The sequence below is a fragment of the Aurantiacibacter sp. KMU-128 genome, from assembly GCF_056933515.1.
Window position 1 is genome coordinate 2784984 of record NZ_JBXORT010000001.1, and the last position, 18081, is coordinate 2803064.

Genomic DNA, 18081 nt, shown 5'->3' on the forward strand with positions numbered 1-18081 from the left:
TTCGCGCCCTCGTCAGATCCGGGTCGAAGAGCCTTACGGCGCCCCGGCCAAATCATCATTTTGCGACCCTGCGGACGTTCTCCGCTGCATTCGATGTTGAGGTATGCGGGGAAAACTTAAGGAGGCAATAGCCGTGCGGGCATCCCGCGATAGACCGCCTGCAACACGCGGCGAGTCGTTGAACAGTGGATTAACGGTGCGCCGAGAGCGCTTTTTGACACAATTTTTCGAGTGATTCTGCCGATTGGCGTATCCTGCCCGCCCACCGCGGCAAAAAGGGGTTGCGCAGGTGGACGGGCAGGCGAAATGCGGCGTCAAGCATTCTTTTGCGAGTCGCAGTGCCGGCACGCGGGGTGTGGTCCGGCTTAAAGCGCCTTGGCAGCCGCCAGCACTTCCTCCGCGTGGCCCTTCACTTTCACCTTGCGCCAGACCTGCGCGATTTTCCCGTCGGGGCCAACGAGGAAGGTGCTGCGCTCCAGCCCCATATAGCTTTTGCCATACATCTGCTTCTCGACCCACACGCCCAGCGCATCGGAAAGCCCGCCGGTCTCCGGATCGGTGGCGAGCGGCGCTGTCAGACCGTGCTTGGCGATGAAATTCTGGTGCTTCTTGACTGAGTCCTTGCTCACTCCCAGCAGCGCGACGCCCGCTGCATCGAATTCCGCCTTAAGCGCGGAGAAATCCTTGTTCTCGGTCGTGCAGCCGGGCGTGTTGTCTTTCGGGTAGAAGAACACGACCAGCTTTTGCCCTGCGAAATCGCTGGGTTTCACGCTGCCGCCGTCGGGCGTTTCCATCGCCACATCGGGCATGGCGTCTCCAATATCGGGGTGTGCTGACATCATTCTATCTCCAGTTGCTGGCCGAAATGGCGTTCCCATTGAATGGCGATGCCTTGCCGCGCTTCAAGCAAGGCCTGCAACAGCGCCGGATAACTGTCCTGCCCGCAAGCCTTCGCCAAGGCAGGCTTGGCGGCATCGTGCGGCTCGCTGCCATCGGGCGCGAACAGCCGCTCGGCGACCAGAAAACGGGTGAGCATCAGGTGATTGTCGGCATGGCTCGCGGGGAGCAACCCCGCCTCTGCCAGGGCGCCAATCGCGTGTTCCAGCCCCGGATAAAGCCCGATCCCCTCGCGCAATTGCAGATAGTGGACAAGGAATTCGCTATCGACCAACCCGCCGCGCAGCAGCTTGACGTCTAGCGGCCCCGATGGCGGCTTGGCGGCGAGCACATCGGCGCGCATTTTGAGCACATCTTCGCGCAAAGTGGCAGGATCGCGCTGCTGCCGCAGCACCTCGGTGATGATGCCGCGCAATTCCTCCTGCGCCTTCGGAGAGCCATAGAGGGGCCGCGCGCGGGCGAGCGCCATATGCTCCCATGTCCACGCATCCTCGCGCTGGTATTTGTCGAAGGCGGTGAGGCTGACCGCCAATGGCCCTTGCTTGCCTTGCGGGCGCAGCCGCGTGTCCACCTCATACAGCGCGCCTTCGGCCGTGGGCACGCTCAAGGCCGCCGTCACGCGGGTGGCGAGGCGGTTGAAATAAAGCGTCGAGGACAAGGGCCGCCGTCCGTCCGATTCCGCGCCGATATCGCCGGTGAAGAGGAACACGATGTCGAGATCGGAGGCATGGGTCAGCGCCCCGCCGCCGAGCCGCCCGAGGCCGAGAATGACCAGTTCGTGCCCGGCAATGTGTCCATGCGTCGCGGCAAATTCCTCAACCGCCGCATCGGCTCCGGTGCGCACAGCGGCCTCGGCCACGCGGCATAGCCCCTCGGCAATGGCGAGCGGATCGTGGACGCCTTCGATCATCTGCACGCCCGCAGAAAAGCGCTCATCGCCGACGACCTGCCGGATGCGGCCAAGGCGCGCTTCATAATCGCCGCTCTCGCAACGGGCCATCCGCGCGCCGAGCGTGGCGATGTCTGCCGGCAGATCGAGCGCAGAGGCGTCGATCAGCGCGTCGAGCAATTCGGGCCGCCGCGCCAGCGCGTCGGCGAGCGGCTGCGAAAGGGTCAGCACACGCAAAACCCGCTCCAACAGGCCGGGCCGTTCCTCGAACAGGCGGAACAGGTTGATCGCGGTCGGCAGGCGCGACAGGAACGTTTCCCAGCGCGCCAGCGACCGGTCAGGATCGGGCGCAGCGACCAGCGCGGCGAGCAGTTCGCCCTGCATCGCATCGAAGGCCTTGCGCGCTTCGGTGGTGCGAAGCGCCCGCGTCGCCTGCTTCCAATGCGCCACACGAGCGTCGAAATGGTCGCGGAAGGCATCGGGCACGCGCACCGCGACGGGGCGCGCGTCGTCTTCGCCGAGCAGATCGTCATAGCGCGCGCCCACCGCCTCGGTAATGTCGCGCAATTCGGCGAGCAAGGCCGCGCCATCGGCCAGCCCGTCCAGCCTTGCCACCGCGTCTATCGCGTCGGCATTCACCGGCACCGCATGGGTCTGCCGGTCTTCGACCATTTGCAGCCGGTGCTCGATCATCCGCAGCCGGTCATAGCTTTCGCCCAAAACCCGCGCATCTTCCGCGCCGATAATCGCCGCTGCCGCCAGCGCATCGAGGGCCTCGCGCGTGCCGCGGCAGCGCAGGGACGGGTTGCGCCCGCCATAGATCAGCTGGTGCGTCTGCGCGTAGAATTCGATCTCGCGTATCCCGCCGCGTCCCTTCTTCACATCGAAACCCGGCCCCGGCTCGCGCGGGCCCTTATACGAGCTGCGGATGCGCGCGGTGAGGCGGCGGATTTCCTCGATCGCGGTGAAATCGAGGCTTCGCCGCCAGACGAAGGGGCGGATATCGTCAAGAAACGCTTCGCCCGCCGCGATATCGCCCGAACAGGCGCGGGCACGGATAAAGGCGGCGCGCTCCCACGCGAGTGCGCTGCTTTCATAATGCGAGATCGCGCCGTTCACCGGGATCGCCAGCGGGCTGACTTCGCTCGCCGGACGCAGCCGCAGATCGACGCGCAGGACATAGCCTTCGGGCGTCGGCTTGGAGAGGAGCTCGACCACCTGCCGGGCATAACGCTGCGCCGCTTCGCCCGGCTCGTCCCGCTCGCGCCGCGCCAGCCGCGCAGGATCGAACAAAAGGATCGGATCGATATCGGAGGAGTAGTTCAATTCCCCCGCGCCCTGCTTGCCCAAAGCCAACGCGATAAAGCCGGTGGTGTCCGCACCCGGCACGCGTTGCGCCACCGCCGCCGCCATGGCGCGGTTGAGCGCATGATCGGCAAAACCGCTCAACTCGCGCAGGACCTGCGCCAGCGGAAAGGCTCCTGCCAGATCGCCCACCGCCAATACCGCAGCGAGCGCAAGCCGCTCGCGCCGCAGGGCGGTGCCGACATCGCTTGCGCCCTCGCCGCTCGCCTTCGCCGCCAACAGCGCCGCTTCGCCCTCGCCCGCAGCCAGCAGTGCGGCAATGTCCGGTCGCCGCTCCAGCGCGCGGCGGAGGAACGGCGCGTGTTGCCGCGCGCGGTCGAGTGCGGATTGCCAATCGGGAGCCATCGCCGCCGTCTCTGCCCCCATGCCGCATGGCCCGCAAGCCTGCTTGTGACCGCCCGTGCCCGCCCGTGCCCGCTTGTACTCACCCGCGCCGGGTGCCAGATAGCGCGCATGATGAACAACCCGACCGCTATTACCCGTCTCCTCGCCCCTGCCGCCGCATTCCTGGCGCTGACCGGCTGCGTGACCGACACGCCGCCACCCACGGCTTCATCGAACGCTCCGCAGATTTCGCTCGAAACGATGCAGGAGGTCACCCGCACGCTTTCCTCCGATGCCTTCGAAGGGCGCGAGCCAGGCACGCCGGGGGGCGAGCGGACGGTCCAATATCTGGTCGAGCAATTCGCCGCCGCTGGCTTGCAACCGGGCAATGGTGACAGCTGGGTGCAGGATGTGCCGCTGATCGAGATCACCGGCAGCAACCACACCCCGCTCACCGTGGGCAACCGGCAATTCGCCTTTGGCAGCGACTGGGTGGGCGTGAGCTACCGCCAGACCCCGCGCACCGTGCTGGAGGACAGCGAGCTGGTGTTTGTCGGCTTTGGTATCAACGCGCCCGAACGCGGCTGGAACGATTATGAAGGGCTGGATATGCGCGGCAAGACCGCGCTGATCCTCGTCAACGATGCCGATTACGCCGCCGAAGGGCTGGAAGGGCCGTTCAACGGCCGCGCGATGACCTATTACGGGCGCTGGACCTACAAGTTTGAAGAGGCCGCGCGGCAAGGCGCCGCCGCCGCGATCATCATTCACGAGGATTTCCCAGCCAGCTATGGCTGGAACGTCGTCGAAACGAGCTGGTCGGGCCCGCAGGCTTTCGCCGATACCGGCAATGGCGGGGCGAATGCGACGCTGGTGAATGGCTGGATCCAGTCCGCCGCCGCGCGCGAGATTTTCGCCGCCGCGGGCATGGATTATGAGCAAATGGCGCTGGCTGCGCGCTCGCCCGGTTTTACGCCGGTCTCGCTGGGACAAAGCGTCTCGACGAGCTTCGACAACACCATCCGCCGCTTTTCCTCGCAAAACGTGATCGGCATTCTGCCCGGCACCACCGCGCCCGATGAATATGTGCTGCACACCGCGCATTGGGATCATCTGGGCATTTGCGGCGAAGAAGGCGATGCGGACATGATTTGCAACGGTGCGGTCGACAATGCGACGGGCACCGCCGCTTTGGTCACTCTCGCCGAGGCGCACGCCGCCGCCGGGCCGACACAGCGCAGCCAGGTGTTTCTGGCAGTGACGGCGGAGGAATCGGGTCTGCTCGGCAGCGAATATTACGCCGCCAATCCGGTCTATCCGCTTCATCGCACGGTGGGCGGGGTGAATATCGACGCGCTTTATGTCCTGGGCGCAGCACGAGATGTGACGGTGATCGGCGGGGGCAAGAGTTCGCTTGATGATTATCTCTCCGCCGCGCTGGCGCAGCAGGGCCGCACCGCCACGCCCGATGCCGCACCGCAAGCGGGACGCTATTACCGCTCCGACCATTTCAGCCTCGCCAAGCGCGGCGTGCCGATGTTCTACATCAAATCGGGTCAGACGCTGGTCGACGGCGGCGCAGCGGCAGGCGATGCGGCCTATCGCGATTACAACACCAACCGCTATCACGCGGCGGGCGACGAATATTCGGAAGACTGGGACTGGGCCGGGGTGATGCAGGATCTGGAACTGTATTTCATGCTCGCCCGCGCGCTCGGCAACAGCAGCGACTGGCCCAACTGGAACCCCAACGATGAATTCCGCGCTGCCCGCGATGCGAGCTGTAATGCCGGTAACGGGGGGTGCTGATCCGATGACATACCGGATGCCCGCCGAGTGGGCCGAGCAGGACTGGATCTGGATCGGCTTTCCCGCCCATGCCGATTTGTGGGAAGAGGATCTCGAACCCGCGCAAGCGCAAATCGCCGCCGCCGCCAATGCCATTGCCAGCAGCGGGCAGGATGTGCGGCTGGTTGTTCGCGACGAAGTGGCGGAGAAAGCCGCGCGCAGGCTGGTTGAACCAAGTGTGCACCTTGAGCGCCACCCTTATGGCGACATCTGGCTGCGCGATACCGGGCCGCTGACCGTGCTCGGGCCGCAGGGTGCGCGGCGCGCGCAGGGCTTCGGCTTCAATGGCTGGGGCGGCAAGTTCATCATGGAAGGCGACTCGGACACCGGCCCCTCGCTCGCGGCGGCAGGCAGCCTGCCCTATGCCCGCGCCGACTGGATCCTCGAAGGCGGCTCGATCGAAACCGATGGCACCGGCCTGTTCGTGACGACCGAGCAGTGCCTGCTCAACCCCAACCGCAATCCGGGCCTTGGCCGGGAGGATATCGAGAAATATCTCGCCCGTGACCTGGGGGCTGTCCAGTGTGTCTGGCTCGGCAACGGGCTGCACGGCGATCACACCGACGGCCATATCGACAACCTTGCGCGCATGGTCGGCGAAGGGGTGATCGCGATTCCCTTCGCCAGCACGCCGGACGATCCCAATTCCGCCATTTACGCGGATGCCCGCGCCCGCGCGCTCGCTGCAGGACTGGAAGTGCGCGAAGTGCCATCGCTCGGTCATTATGGCGAGGACGACGATGCCGAGCCTGCGAGCGCAATGAATTTCATCATCGCCAACAAGGTGATCGTCGTTCCAACCTACGGCACCCCGTTTGACGCGGAAGCGGTCAAAGCCATCGGCGCGCTGTTCCCGGAGCGCGAGGCAGTGGGCCTGCCCGCCGATGCGGTGCTAACCGGCGGCGGCAGTTTCCACTGCGCCAGCCAGCACGTGCCGCGCGCGGCTTAACCTTTCGTTAGGAAATCGGGCGCAGAATTGCCGCATGGCCAAAGCTATTGCCCTTACCCGTACCCGCCTCGTTGCCGCGCAAGACACTGCACGCGCGCTTATCGTGAGCTTTTGCGGGATTGCGCTGATCGTCGCCGGTCAAGCTGCGCCCTTCTGATCGGTAAGTAACCCCTCGATAGATTGCGCCGAATGCTCTCCTGAACCCTCAGGAGAAGTCCCAAGTGAAAGCCCTTTTCGCCCTTGCCACGCTTGGCGTCGCCGCCGTCGGGATCGGCTATGCGCTGCACATGCCCGAAGAGCTGGCCAAAGCGGAAACGCCGGAGCTCCAACCCACAGCAATCGCCGAAGGTAGCGGCCCGGTCGTGGTCGAAATGTTCACCAGCCAGAGCTGCTCTTCCTGCCCGCCCGCCGATGCGCTGGCCGAACAATTGTCTCGGCGCGAGGATGTCATCGTCATTTCACGCAATGTCACTTACTGGAACCGCATCGGCTGGGAAGACACGCTCTCCGACGAGGCCAATACGCAGCTCCAGCGCGCCTATGCGCGGCGCGGGCTGGCGGGGCGCAACGGTGTCTACACCCCGCAAGCAGTAGTGGACGGGCGCGAAGGGCTGGTCGGATCGCGCGCGGGCGAACTCTCCGAACTGATTGCGCAGGCGGGCAGCCGCGAGCGGCCCTCGCTAAGTGTGAATGGTGCCAGCATTGCCGTTCAAGGTGAGGTAGACGGCGATGCGGTGCTGAGCGTGGTCACGGTCGATGCCAGCGAGACGGTCGCCATTGGCTCGGGCGAGAACCGCAATCGCACGGTGACTTACACCAATAGCTGGCTTGGCGAGGCGGCTCTTGGGACTTGGAGCGGCGGCGAAGCACGGTTCACGCTTCCTGATTCATTGCCCGCCGGCGACCGCCATGTGCTTATCCTGCGCGAAGCATCCGATGATGGCGCGGGCGCGATCCTTGCAGGCCGCTGGCTCTAGAGTTTCAGCAGCGCCGCCAAGGCAGCTGCACCCAGCACAACGCCAACCAGCGCGCGCCAGACCGGATCGCTCACTTTCCCGAAAGCCAACGAGCCGAGCCAGTTGCCGAGCGCCATCAGGGGAAACAGCAGCGTGCCGAATGCCAGCAGGTGCAGCTCCAGCAATCCGGTCGCTGCGCCTGAAAGCAGGCCTGCCAAGGAGGCGACTCCGAAAATCCCGATCATGGAAGCCTTGGCAGTCACCCGCGCAATGTCCTGCCTTACGTAATAGGGCACCACGGGTATGCCCGGCATGGCGGCAAAGCCCGTCATCACGCCCGAGATCAGTCCGGTGGCTCCGGTGACGAGGGGGCCGGGGGGTGTCGGGGTCTTGCTGCGCGGGATGATGACCATGATGAAAGCGGTGAGTGCGGCGAGCGCGATCAGCAGGCGGGCGAGCGGTTGCGACAAGGCGCTTAGCAGCAGCAAGCCGGGAAGCGTCGTCAGCATCAGCAGCCCGCTGATGACATAGGCAGAGCGCGCCGCCTCGCGCAAAACGAAGCGGATTTCGCTAAGCGCCATGGCGAGCGCGAGAATATTGATCAGCAACACCGCCTCGACCGGCGCCAGCGCCAGCGCGAGGATCGGGGCGAGCAGGAAGCCGAAGCCGAACCCCGTCAACCCGCGCACAATCGCCGCCCCGAAGGTGGCCAACGCCGCCGCGACGATCTGCGTCGTCGAAAACCCGGCGAGAATGTCCAACAACTAGGCTTTCAGATCAGGCGGAGTAGCGGCATCGCGCAGCATCGCAATCGCTTCGTCGAGCGGCATCACTTTCTGGTGCTGTTCGCCGAGCGTGCGCACGGCGACGGTGCCTTCCTCCGCCTCGCGCTTGCCGACCACCAGCAGATACGGGACTTTGGCGAGCGAGTGCTCGCGCACCTTGTAGTTGATCTTTTCATTGCGCAGATCGCTTTCGACGCGAATGCCTGCCGCTTCCAGCTTGGCCACCGTCTCTTTCGCATACCCATCAGCGTCAGAAACGATGGTTGCCACCACCGCCTGCACCGGCGCGAGCCAGACGGGCAGGCGACCGGCGAAGTGTTCGATCAGAATGCCGATGAAGCGCTCGTAGGAACCGAAGATCGCGCGGTGGAGCATCACGGGGCGGTGCTTCTCGCCATCCTCGCCGATATAGGTCGCATCGAGCCTGTCGGGCAGCACGCGGTCGCCCTGGATCGTGCCGACCTGCCAGGTACGGCCAATCGCATCGGTCAGGTGCCATTCTAGCTTGGGCGCGTAGAACGCGCCTTCGCCGGGCAGCTCTTCCCAGCCATAGTCGGAATTGTCCATGCCCGCTTCGGCGACGGCATCGCGCAGTTCCTGCTCGGCCTTGTCCCAATCCGCTTCGGAGCCGAACCGCTTTTCGGGGCGCAGGGCGAGCTTGACGTGATAGGTGAAGCCGAAATCCTTGTAGACTTCGTCCGCCAGCTTGCAGAAGGCGCGCACTTCCTCGACCACCTGTTTCTCGGTGCAGAAAATATGCGCATCGTCCTGCGTAAACTGGCGCACGCGCATCAGTCCGTGGAGCGCACCATGCGGTTCGTTGCGGTGGCAGCAGCCCATTTCGCCCAGCCTGATCGGCAGGTCACGGTAAGAAGTTATGCCCTGCTTGAAGACGAGCACGTGCGCGGGGCAGTTCATCGGCTTGATCGCCATCCACTGCGCGTCGTCAGCGACTTTGGGTGAAGCGACACCGCTTTCCTCGTCCACTTCGGGGACGATATCGGGCACGGCGAACATATTTTCCGCATATTTGCCCCAGTGGCCCGACTGCGTCCATTGCCGCACGTCCATCAGCTGCGGCGTCTTGATCTCGCGATAGCCCGCCCCGTCCATCTTGCGGCGCATATAGGCTTCAAGCTCGCGCCAGATGCGATAGCCCTTGGGGTGCCAGAAGACGCTGCCGTGCGCCTCTTCCTGCAAGTGGAACAGATCCATTTCGCGCCCCAGCTTGCGGTGGTCGCGCTTGGCCGCCTCTTCCAGCCGCGTCAGATGTTCGTTCAGCTGCTTCTTGTTGAGCCAGCCGGTGCCGTAAATGCGCGTCAGCTGCGCATTGTTCTGGTCGCCGCGCCAGTAAGCGCCGGCCACCCGCATCAGCTTGAACGCTTGCGGATCAAGCTTGCCGGTGCTGGGAAGGTGGGGGCCACGGCACATATCGAGCCAGTCATCGCCCGACCAATAGACCGTCAGTTCCTCGCCCCCATTTTCACCGGCGGGCAGTTCCTTCGCCCATTCGGCCTTGAACGTCTCGCCATCGGCTTCCCATTTGGCGATCAGATCCTCGCGGCTCCACACCTCGCGGCGCAGCGGCTTGTCGGCCTGGATGATGCGGCGCATTTCTTCCTCAATGGCGGGCAGATCGTCCATCGAGAAGGGCGGGCGGTTATCGGGCGCTTTGACGTCGTAATAGAAGCCGTCATCGGTTGCCGGGCCGAAGGTGATCTGCGTGCCGGGGAACAGCGATTGCACCGCTTCGGCCAGCACGTGCGCAAAGTCGTGGCGCGCGAGTTCGAGCGCGTCCGCCTCGTCGCGCGCGGTGATCAGCGCGAGCTCGCTATCGCCATCGAACGGGCGGTTCAGATCGCGCACTTCGCCGTTCACCCGCGCGGCCAATGCCGCCTTGGCAAGGCCGGGGCCAATCGCTGCCGCCACATCGGCGGGAGTCGAGCCGCGCTCCATCTCGCGAACGGAACCATCGGGCAGGCTGATCTTGAGTAATTCGGTCATGCGCTGCCACCTAGTGCCTTCACGCGCGCGCGCCAAGTGGGGATAATGGCTTGCCTCCCGCCATGGGGCGCAATTAGACGTGACGCGATGACACAAGTGCGCACGCATCCGCTTGGCGAAAAGCAATGGCTCGCCTTCCGCCACACACCCGGCAGCGGGCCTGCGGTCGTGTTCCTGCCCGGCTATATGTCCGACATGGAAGGCAGCAAGGCGACGGCCCTGTTCGACGATTGCGTGGCGACGGGGCGCGAATGTCTGCTGCTCGATTATTCGGGCTGCGGCGATAGCAGCGGCGATTTCGCCGATGGCACGCTGTTCGATTGGGCCGAGGATGCGGGGCTGCTGATCGGCGAGTATGTCGAGAACGAGCGGATCGTGCTCGTCGGCTCCTCGATGGGCGGCTGGGTAATGCTGCTGCTCGGCCAGTCCATGCCCGAACGGCTGGCGGGGCTGGTCGGCATTGCCGCCGCGCCGGACTTCTCCGACTGGGGCTACACCGACGAGCAGAAGGACGCGCTGTATCTCGGCGATACGATCTATGAGGAGAGCGGTTACGGCTACGATCCGATGCCGACCCATGCGAAATTCTGGAAGAATGCGCAGGCCAACCGGGTCCTGGGTGATGTCATTCCGATTAGCTGCCCGGTTCGCTTGCTGCACGGGCAGGAAGACAAGGACGTCCCGCCCGATATTTCGCTCCGCCTCGCCGCCGCGCTGGAGAGCGAGGATGTGCAAGTGACGTTCGTCAAAGGCGGCGACCACCGGCTCAGTCGCCCCACTGATGTCGCGCTGCTGCTCAAAACCGTTGCGGCGCTCTGAAACAAAACTAGTTTCTAGTGAAACATTTTGTGTGCATTGCGTATGCCGCTGCGATAGAGGCGGCAGCAATTGTCCGGTATGGCCGGGTGAGAGGGCGCGGAACCGAGTCGCTGGCTCGGCACGCGCGAGGAGAGACGAGGGTTTATGCCGAGCACGAGCACCAAGAGCGCTGCCTTTTCCGAATTGACCAAAGAGGAGAAGGGGTTCGCTGCTTCTCTGCGCGAGCGGATCAGCACCTCGATCCTGCCCGGGGAGACTCCGCTGGAAGGTGAGCATCTCGACGCCGCCACCGCGTTTGTGATCGAAGCGGCGCGCACGCGCGAAGACGGCAAGCCCTCGATCCTGATCCGCTCGGCTGCCGAAGGGCGGCGCTTTATGCGCATCGCCATTATCAACAAGGATATGCCGTTTCTTGTCGATTCGATCGGCGCGGCGATGGCTGCCCACGGCCTACCGATCGATGTGCTCGTGCACCCGATCCTGCCTGTCCGCCGCAAGGATGGCGCGCTGTGCGAACTGCCCGAGGGCGATGGCACCGGCGAGCGCAAGGAAAGCTGGGTCTATCTCGAAACGCCGCGCATCGATGCCAAGCAACGCCGCGCGCTGGAAGCGGAACTCGAAACCGCGCTGCTCGATGTCCGCGCTTGCGTCGCTGACTGGCCGCAAATGCGGCAGATGATGGAAGACGATGCGGATCGCCTGTCCGATGGTGAAGGCGCGGCGCTCCTGCGCTGGCTGGCGGGCGGGATGATGACGCAATTGGGCCACCTCACCCGCACCCGCGATGGCGAGACGCGCGATGTCATGGGCATCTGCCGCCGCTCGACCCCCGATCTGCTGGCCGACGATGCGTTCGAAAAGGCCTTCGCCTGGTTCGATGGAGAATTGCCCCGCCAGAACGGAAAGCCCGGCCGTGCGCCGCTGATCCTGAAAGCCAACCGCATTGCCAAGGTGCACCGCCGCGTGCCGCTCGACCTGTTTATCGTGCCGGTCGTGCAGAAGGGGCGGGTGGAAGCCCTGTCCGTCCATGCGGGCATCTGGACCAGTGCCGCGCTGGTTTCCCCGCCCGATAGCGTGCCGGTGCTGCGCCAGCAGCTCAAGGGCATTATGGAGCGGCTCGGTTTCGAAACGGGCAGCCATGATTACAAGGCGCTGGTGCATGCGCTCACAGCACTGCCGCACGATCTTATCATCAGCTTCTCGGACGATGATATCACCCGCGTCGCCACCTCGATGATGGGCCTGACCGACCGACCGCGCCCGCGCGCGACACTGGTCACCGCGCCGCTCGAACGGCACCTGTTTGGCTTCGTCTGGCTGCCGCGCGATATGCTCTCCACCACGGTGCGCTTGCAGGTGGAAGACCTGCTCGAAGCGCATACCGGCGCGCAAACGCTCGACTGGAGCCTGATGGTCGAAGGCGGCAATCTGGCGCTGCTGCGCTATGTGATGGACTTCCGTGGCACCGATACGAGCGCCGACAGCGCAGCGGTGGACGCCGCGCTCGGCGCGATGCTGCGCGGCTGGAGCGATGCCGTGGAAGAGGCGCTAGCCACGCAGGAAGAACCCAGCCGCGCCGCCGCGCTTGCCATGCGCTATGCCGAGAGCTTCCCGCCCTTCTACCGCGCCACCTATGGCGCGCAGGAAGCGGCAACCGACATTCTGCGCCTCCGCAATCTGGCCGCCCATACCGGTGAAGCGGGCCAGGGGCGCGATGCGCGGCTGTACCACTCGCCCGGTGATGAAGAAGGCCGCCTGCGGCTCAAGATTTACCAGCATCATGGCGCGCTGCCGCTCTCCGACGCCGTGCCCGCGCTCGAAAACTTCGGCTTCCGCGTGTTGTCGGAAGTTCCCAGCGAACTGGGCGGCGAGGATACCGGCACGATCCACGATTTCGTGCTCGGCCTGCCCGTCGGGATGGACGTGGACGCGCTGCTCGAACGCGCGGAAATTATCGAGGCTGCCATATCAAGCGTGCTCAACGAACACGCCGAGGACGACGTCTTCAACCGCCTCGTCATCGCTTGCCGCCTGAACGCGCAGGAAGCCGACTGGCTGCGCGCCTTCTATCGCTATCTGCGCCAGTCGAATATCGCCTTCACCATCTACACCGTGGTCGATGCGCTCGCGGGCGCGCCCGACGTGACGCGCGGCCTGATCGCGCTGCTGCGCACGCTGCACGATCCCGCGTTCAAGGGTGACCGCGACAAGGCTGTGGCCGGTGTCGAGGACGATATCCGCGCGGGGCTCGCGCAAGTGGGGGCGATCAATGACGACCGGCTGCTGCGTCGTTACTGGGCGACGATCCGCGCGGTGCTGCGCACCAATGCCTTTGCGCCTGCTGCCGCCGATGCGCTCGCCTTCAAGCTCGATAGCGCACAAGTCCCCGGCCTGCCCGCGCCCGTTCCATGGCGCGAAATCTTCGTCTATTCGCGCCGCGTCGAAGGCATCCACTTGCGCGCCGGCCCCGTCGCGCGCGGAGGGCTGCGCTGGTCTGACCGGCGCGACGATTTCCGCACCGAAATCCTCGGCCTGATGAAAGCGCAGAAGGTGAAGAATGCCGTGATCGTGCCGACCGGCGCGAAGGGCGGCTTCTATCCCAAGCGCCTGCCCAATCCGGCGGTCGACCGCGATGCGTGGTTTGCCGAGGGCAAGGAAAGCTACAAGCTGTTCATCCGTACCCTGCTGTCGATCACCGACAACATCGTCGATGACAAGGTGGTTCATCCCGAAAGCGTTGTCATCCATGATGGCGAGGATCCCTATTTCGTGGTCGCGGCGGACAAGGGCACGGCGACTTTCTCAGACACTGCCAATGCCATCGCGCTGGAGCGGGACTTCTGGCTCGGCGATGCCTTCGCCAGCGGCGGCTCCAATGGTTACGACCACAAAGCGATGGGCATCACCGCACGCGGTGCGTGGGTGTGCGTGCAGCGCCATTTCCTCGAAATGGGCGTCGATGTGCAGACCGATTCGGTGCGCGTGGTCGGCTGCGGCGATATGTCGGGCGACGTGTTCGGCAACGGAATGCTGCTGTCGCAAGCGATCAAGCTGGTCGCCGCGTTCGACCATCGCCACATCTTCATCGACCCCGACCCCGACCCCGCAGCCAGCTGGAAAGAGCGGAAGCGCCTGTTCGAGATGGAGCGGTCAAGCTGGGCGGACTATTCGGAACAACTGCTCTCCAAAGGCGGCGCGATTATTCCGCGCAGCAGCAAGCGGATCGAACTTTCTGCGCAGGCGATGGAAGTGCTCGGCATCCATGACAGCGATCTGAAAGACGGTGCGCTCGATCCCGACACGCTGATTTCGCTGATCCTGAAGAGCGAGGCCGATCTCATCTGGTTCGGCGGCATCGGCACCTACATCAGGGCGAGTCATGAAAGTAACGCCGATGTCGGCGATCCGGCGAATGACGCCTTGCGGGTCAAGGCAGAAGAGCTGCGTGCCAAGGTGATCGGCGAAGGCGCGAATCTCGGCGTGACGCAGGCTGGCCGCGTCGAGTTTTCGCTCGGGGGCGGGCGCGTCAACACCGATTTCATCGACAATTCGGCGGGCGTCGATTGCTCGGATAACGAGGTGAATATCAAGATCGCGCTTACCGCCGCGCGCCGCGCCGGGCGCCTGTCCGAAGAGCGCCGCAACGCGCTGCTCGCCGATATGACAGACGAAGTCGCGGAGCTGGTGCTGGAAGACAACCGCTTGCAAGCGCTCGCGCTGTCGATTGCCGAGCAAGGCGGCTGCCGCACTGTTAGCGCGCAGGCGCGGCTCATCGAAATGCTTGAAGACATGGCCGGTCTCGACCGCGCCAATGAAGGGCTCGGCAATAGCGAGGCACTGGCGCGCCGCGCTGGTGAAGGGCGGGGCCTGACCCGCCCCGAACTCGCGGTGCTGCTGTCCTATTCCAAGCTGACCTTGCAGGAAGCGGTGGAAGGCAGCGCGCTGGCTGACGATGAGACGGCCAATGCGCTGGTGCTGGGCGATTTCCCGCCGCAATTGCAGGAGGCTTTCCCCGAGCAATTGCTCGACCACCGGTTGCGCAAGGAAATTGTCGGCACGGTGGTGGCGAACCAGATCGTTAACCGCATGGGGATGCTGCATCCCTTCGAACTGGCCGAGGAAGAAGGCGCGGGGCTTGCCGCCATCGCCGCCGGCTTTGTCGCGGCCAGCCAACTGATGGGCATGGAGGAAATCTGGCAGACGCTCGATACCGAGGCGATGCCCGAAACCGCGCGGCTGATGCTGTTCGATCAGGCGGCGCTGGCGTTGCGGGCGCATATCGCCGACCTGCTGCGTGCCTGTAATGCAGATGTCGCCCCCTCCACCCTGATTGCCGAAATCGGCGAGATGGTCAGCGCGATAAACGCGCAGGCTGACAGTCTGCTCGGCGACGAAGCGCGCGCCCATGTCGACGCGTTGGCAGCAAGCATGGCGGAAAAGGGCGCGAGCGAGGAGCACGCGCAGATGGTCGCGCGCCTGTTCGCTTTCGATGGAGCCATCGGTCTGTCGCGGCTGGCGGCCGATACCGGGCTCGCCCCGCTAGATCTGGCGCACGCCTTTATCGATCTCGGCGCGCAGCTCGGCATCGACTGGGCACAGTCGCGCGCCGCGGTGATGAGCCCGACCGATCCGTGGGAGCGCTTGCTCGTTTCCGGCCTTGCGCGCGATTTCCAGCAGATGCGGTTCGATTTCCTGCGCGGCCTTGCCCGCAAGCGCGGCAAGAATTCCGGTGACCCGCAGGCGTTGATTGCCGAGTGGACGCAAGCCAACGAAAATGCGATTGCGCACTTCCGGCGGATGATCACGCGGGCGAAGGCGGCAACGCCGGTTGCTCCTGCCATGCTTGCGCAGATCGCCAGCCAGGCGCGCAATCTGTTGCAGGGTTAACGCCGCGCCGCCTCTCCGCTTGACCGCGCCGCCGATTTTGCCCACTCACCGCGCCATGAACCAGTTCGATGTTGTGATTGTCGGCACCGGGCATGGCGGCGCGCAAGCCGCAATTGCCTTGCGCCAGAACGGTTTTGCAGGCTCGATCGCCATGATCGGCCGCGACCGCGAACCGCCCTATGAACGCCCGCCGCTCTCCAAGGAGTATCTGGCGGGTGACAAGCCGTTCGAACGCCTGCTGATCCGCCCTGAAGCCTTCTGGGGTGAAAAGGCGATCACGCTGATGCTCGGCCAATCGGTGACCAAGATTGATCCCGAAGTGAAGGAAGTCATCCTCGGCGCGGGCGACCGCGTTGGTTACGGACGGCTGATCTGGGCAGCGGGCGGCGATGCGCGGCGACTTTCGTGCCCCGGCGGCCATCTCGAGGGCTTGCACGCGGTGCGCGACAGGGGCGATGTGGATGCCTTGCTGGCCGATCTCGAAGCCGGAGCGCAGCATTTCGTGGTGATCGGCGGTGGCTATATCGGGCTGGAAGCGGCGGCAGTGCTGCGCAAGCTCGGCCGCAAGGTCACGCTGGTGGAAGCACAAGACCGCGTGCTGAACCGCGTCGCGGGGGAAGAATTGTCGCGCTTCTATCAGGATGAACACACACGGCAGGGCGTCGATCTGCGATTGGGCGTGGGTGTCGAGCGGCTCACGGGTTCGACCCGCGTGGAAAGCGTAGTGCTGGCCAATGGCGAGGCGATCGCGTGTGACGGCGTGGTGGTGGGCATCGGCATCGTCCCGGCGGTCGGCCCGCTGATCGCGGCGGGCGCGGCGGGTGCCAACGGGGTTGATGTCAGCGAATTCTGCCACACCAGCCTGCCGCACATTTACGCCATCGGCGATTGCGCCGCGCACGCCAATGCCTGGGCCGATGGCGCGGTTATCCGGCTCGAAAGCGTGCAGAACGCGCATGATATGGCGACCACCGCGGCGAAGGCGATTTGCGGCGACAAGCAGCCCTACACCGCCTTCCCGTGGTTCTGGTCGAACCAGTATGACCTCAAATTGCAGACCGCAGGCCTCAGCATGGGGCATGACCAAGCAGTGCTGCGCGGCGACCCCGCGAGCCGCAGTTTTGCAGTGCTGTATATGAAAGACGGACGGGTGATCGCGGTGGACGCGGTCAACTCTACGCGCTGTTATGTGCAGGGCCGCAAGCTGATCGAGGCACGGGTGGAAGTCGATCCCGCCGATCTGGCCAACCCCGACGTAGTGCTCAAGGATTTGCGCTAAGCCGAACGAGCGCCCAGCGCGCCGCTTCTGCCACCACCTCATCCGTATCCTGCGTCAAAGCGCCCACCTGCTTTGCCAGCGCCCCATTCCCGCTGTTTCCAGCCGCGATCAGGCAATTGCGCACGAAGCGGTTACGCCCGATGCGCTTGATCGGCGAACCGGAGAATTTCGCGCGAAATGCTTCATCGTCGAGCGCAAGCAACTCATCGAGACGCGGCGCGACCAGATCCTCGCGCGGGGCGAAGGCACGGTTTCGCGCGGCGCTGTCGGCGAACTTGTTCCACGGACACACTGCGAGGCAGTCATCGCAGCCATAGATGCGGTTGCCGATGGCTTCGCGGAATTCCTCGGGGATCGGCCCCTTGTGCTCGATCGTCAGGTAAGAGATGCAGCGGCGTGCATCTAACCGGTATGGTTCAGGGAAAGCATCGGTCGGGCAGGCCGCTTGGCACGCGGTGCACGAACCGCAACGGTCGTCATGCGGCGCATCGGGTTCCAGTTCTAACGTGGTATAGATCGCACCCAGAAACAGCCAGTTGCCGTGTTCACGGCTAACCATATTGGTGTGCTTGCCCTGCCAACCGAGCCCGGCCGCCTCGCCCAGCGGCTTCTCCATCACCGGCGCGGTATCGACAAAGACCTTGAGCTGCGTTTCGGGCACTTCGGCACAGAGCCAGCGCGCCAGCGCCTTCAGTGCCTTCTTCACCGTGTCGTGATAATCGCGCCCTTGGGCATAGACCGAAATGCGCGCCCGCTCGGCATCGCCTTCCAGCGCCAGCGGATCGACATCAGGGGTATAGCTCATGCCGAGCGCGATCACGCTTTTTGCCTCCGGCCACATCGATTGCGGCCCCTGGCGCACGTCAGCGCGGTCTTCCATCCAGCCCATGTCGCCGTGATAGCCCGCCGCCAGCCACTCATGCAGCCGCCGCGCGCGCAGCGGATCATCGGCGGCCGGCGCAATTCCCACCGCGACAAAGCCCAGCTCGCGCGCCTTGGCGCGCAGGCGATCCTCAAGCGACAACGTAACCGGCGCATTAACCATAATGGGAGGGCGTCCCGTTCATTCCTCCCCTGTA

General features: G+C 64.8%; 12 protein-coding genes. 7 read left to right on the plus strand and 5 right to left on the minus strand.

The window, feature by feature from the left end; translation table 11 throughout:
- Positions 1 to 365: 365 nt before the first annotated feature.
- Both ACS0VV_RS13650 and glnE read right to left on the minus strand, forming a co-directional pair.
- Positions 366 to 839 (minus strand): peroxiredoxin, encoded by a 474-nt coding sequence (locus ACS0VV_RS13650; protein WP_483533557.1) that lies wholly within the window; start codon positions 837 to 839, stop codon positions 366 to 368.
- Positions 839 to 3496 carry a bifunctional [glutamate--ammonia ligase]-adenylyl-L-tyrosine phosphorylase/[glutamate--ammonia-ligase] adenylyltransferase gene (glnE, locus tag ACS0VV_RS13655; RefSeq protein WP_483533558.1) on the minus strand — a complete coding sequence of 886 codons (2658 nt, stop codon included), beginning with the start codon at positions 3494 to 3496 and terminating at the stop codon, positions 839 to 841. Before glnE ends, ACS0VV_RS13650 begins: the two co-directional genes overlap by 1 nt.
- Positions 3497 to 3604: 108 nt before the next feature.
- On the opposite strand from glnE, the gene ACS0VV_RS13660 reads away from it, so the two are divergent.
- From ACS0VV_RS13660 to ACS0VV_RS13675, 4 genes are all read left to right on the plus strand, one after another.
- The gene (locus ACS0VV_RS13660) at positions 3605 to 5284 is read left to right on the plus strand and encodes a M28 family peptidase (RefSeq protein ID WP_483533240.1); all 1680 of its coding nucleotides are present in this window, start codon (positions 3605 to 3607) and stop codon (positions 5282 to 5284) included.
- A gap of 4 nt (positions 5285 to 5288) precedes the next feature.
- Positions 5289 to 6272: an agmatine deiminase family protein gene (locus tag ACS0VV_RS13665; protein ID WP_483533241.1), complete on the plus strand. Its 984-nt coding sequence runs from the start codon at positions 5289 to 5291 to the stop codon at positions 6270 to 6272.
- 34 nt (positions 6273 to 6306) lie between these two features.
- Entirely contained in the window at positions 6307 to 6429 is a 123-nt protein-coding gene (locus ACS0VV_RS13670; RefSeq protein WP_483533242.1) for a hypothetical protein, read from the plus strand.
- 64 nt (positions 6430 to 6493) lie between these two features.
- Positions 6494 to 7249 carry a DUF1223 domain-containing protein gene (locus ACS0VV_RS13675; RefSeq protein WP_483533243.1) on the plus strand — a complete coding sequence of 252 codons (756 nt, stop codon included), beginning with the start codon at positions 6494 to 6496 and terminating at the stop codon, positions 7247 to 7249.
- Here the strand turns inward: ACS0VV_RS13675 and ACS0VV_RS13680 are convergent.
- Both ACS0VV_RS13680 and thrS read right to left on the minus strand, forming a co-directional pair.
- On the minus strand, positions 7246 to 7989 hold the full coding sequence (locus ACS0VV_RS13680) for a TSUP family transporter (protein WP_483533244.1): 744 nt from the start codon (positions 7987 to 7989) through the stop codon (positions 7246 to 7248). The two genes, ACS0VV_RS13675 and ACS0VV_RS13680, sit on opposite strands and share 4 nt — an antisense overlap.
- A gap of 3 nt (positions 7990 to 7992) precedes the next feature.
- Positions 7993 to 10017: a threonine--tRNA ligase gene (gene thrS, locus ACS0VV_RS13685; RefSeq protein ID WP_483533245.1), complete on the minus strand. Its 2025-nt coding sequence runs from the start codon at positions 10015 to 10017 to the stop codon at positions 7993 to 7995.
- An 87-nt stretch (positions 10018 to 10104) separates the two neighbouring features.
- Here thrS and ACS0VV_RS13690 point away from each other — a divergent pair, with 87 nt between their 5' ends.
- The 3 genes from ACS0VV_RS13690 to ACS0VV_RS13700 all read left to right on the plus strand — a co-directional run bounded on the left by ACS0VV_RS13690 (position 10105) and on the right by ACS0VV_RS13700 (position 17002).
- Complete coding sequence (locus ACS0VV_RS13690) at positions 10105 to 10836, plus strand: alpha/beta fold hydrolase (protein ID WP_483533246.1); 732 nt, start codon at positions 10105 to 10107, stop codon at positions 10834 to 10836.
- A gap of 144 nt (positions 10837 to 10980) precedes the next feature.
- Positions 10981 to 15723, plus strand: coding sequence for an NAD-glutamate dehydrogenase domain-containing protein (locus ACS0VV_RS13695; protein WP_483533247.1), 4743 nt, complete (start codon positions 10981 to 10983; stop codon positions 15721 to 15723).
- A 55-nt stretch (positions 15724 to 15778) separates the two neighbouring features.
- A complete protein-coding gene (locus tag ACS0VV_RS13700; RefSeq protein ID WP_483533248.1) occupies positions 15779 to 17002 on the plus strand; it encodes an NAD(P)/FAD-dependent oxidoreductase in 1224 nt (407 codons plus the stop codon).
- Here the strand turns inward: ACS0VV_RS13700 and queG are convergent.
- The gene (queG, locus tag ACS0VV_RS13705; protein WP_483533249.1) at positions 16986 to 18047 is read right to left on the minus strand and encodes a tRNA epoxyqueuosine(34) reductase QueG; all 1062 of its coding nucleotides are present in this window, start codon (positions 18045 to 18047) and stop codon (positions 16986 to 16988) included. The genes ACS0VV_RS13700 and queG overlap by 17 nt on opposite strands.
- Positions 18048 to 18081: the final 34 nt, after the last annotated feature.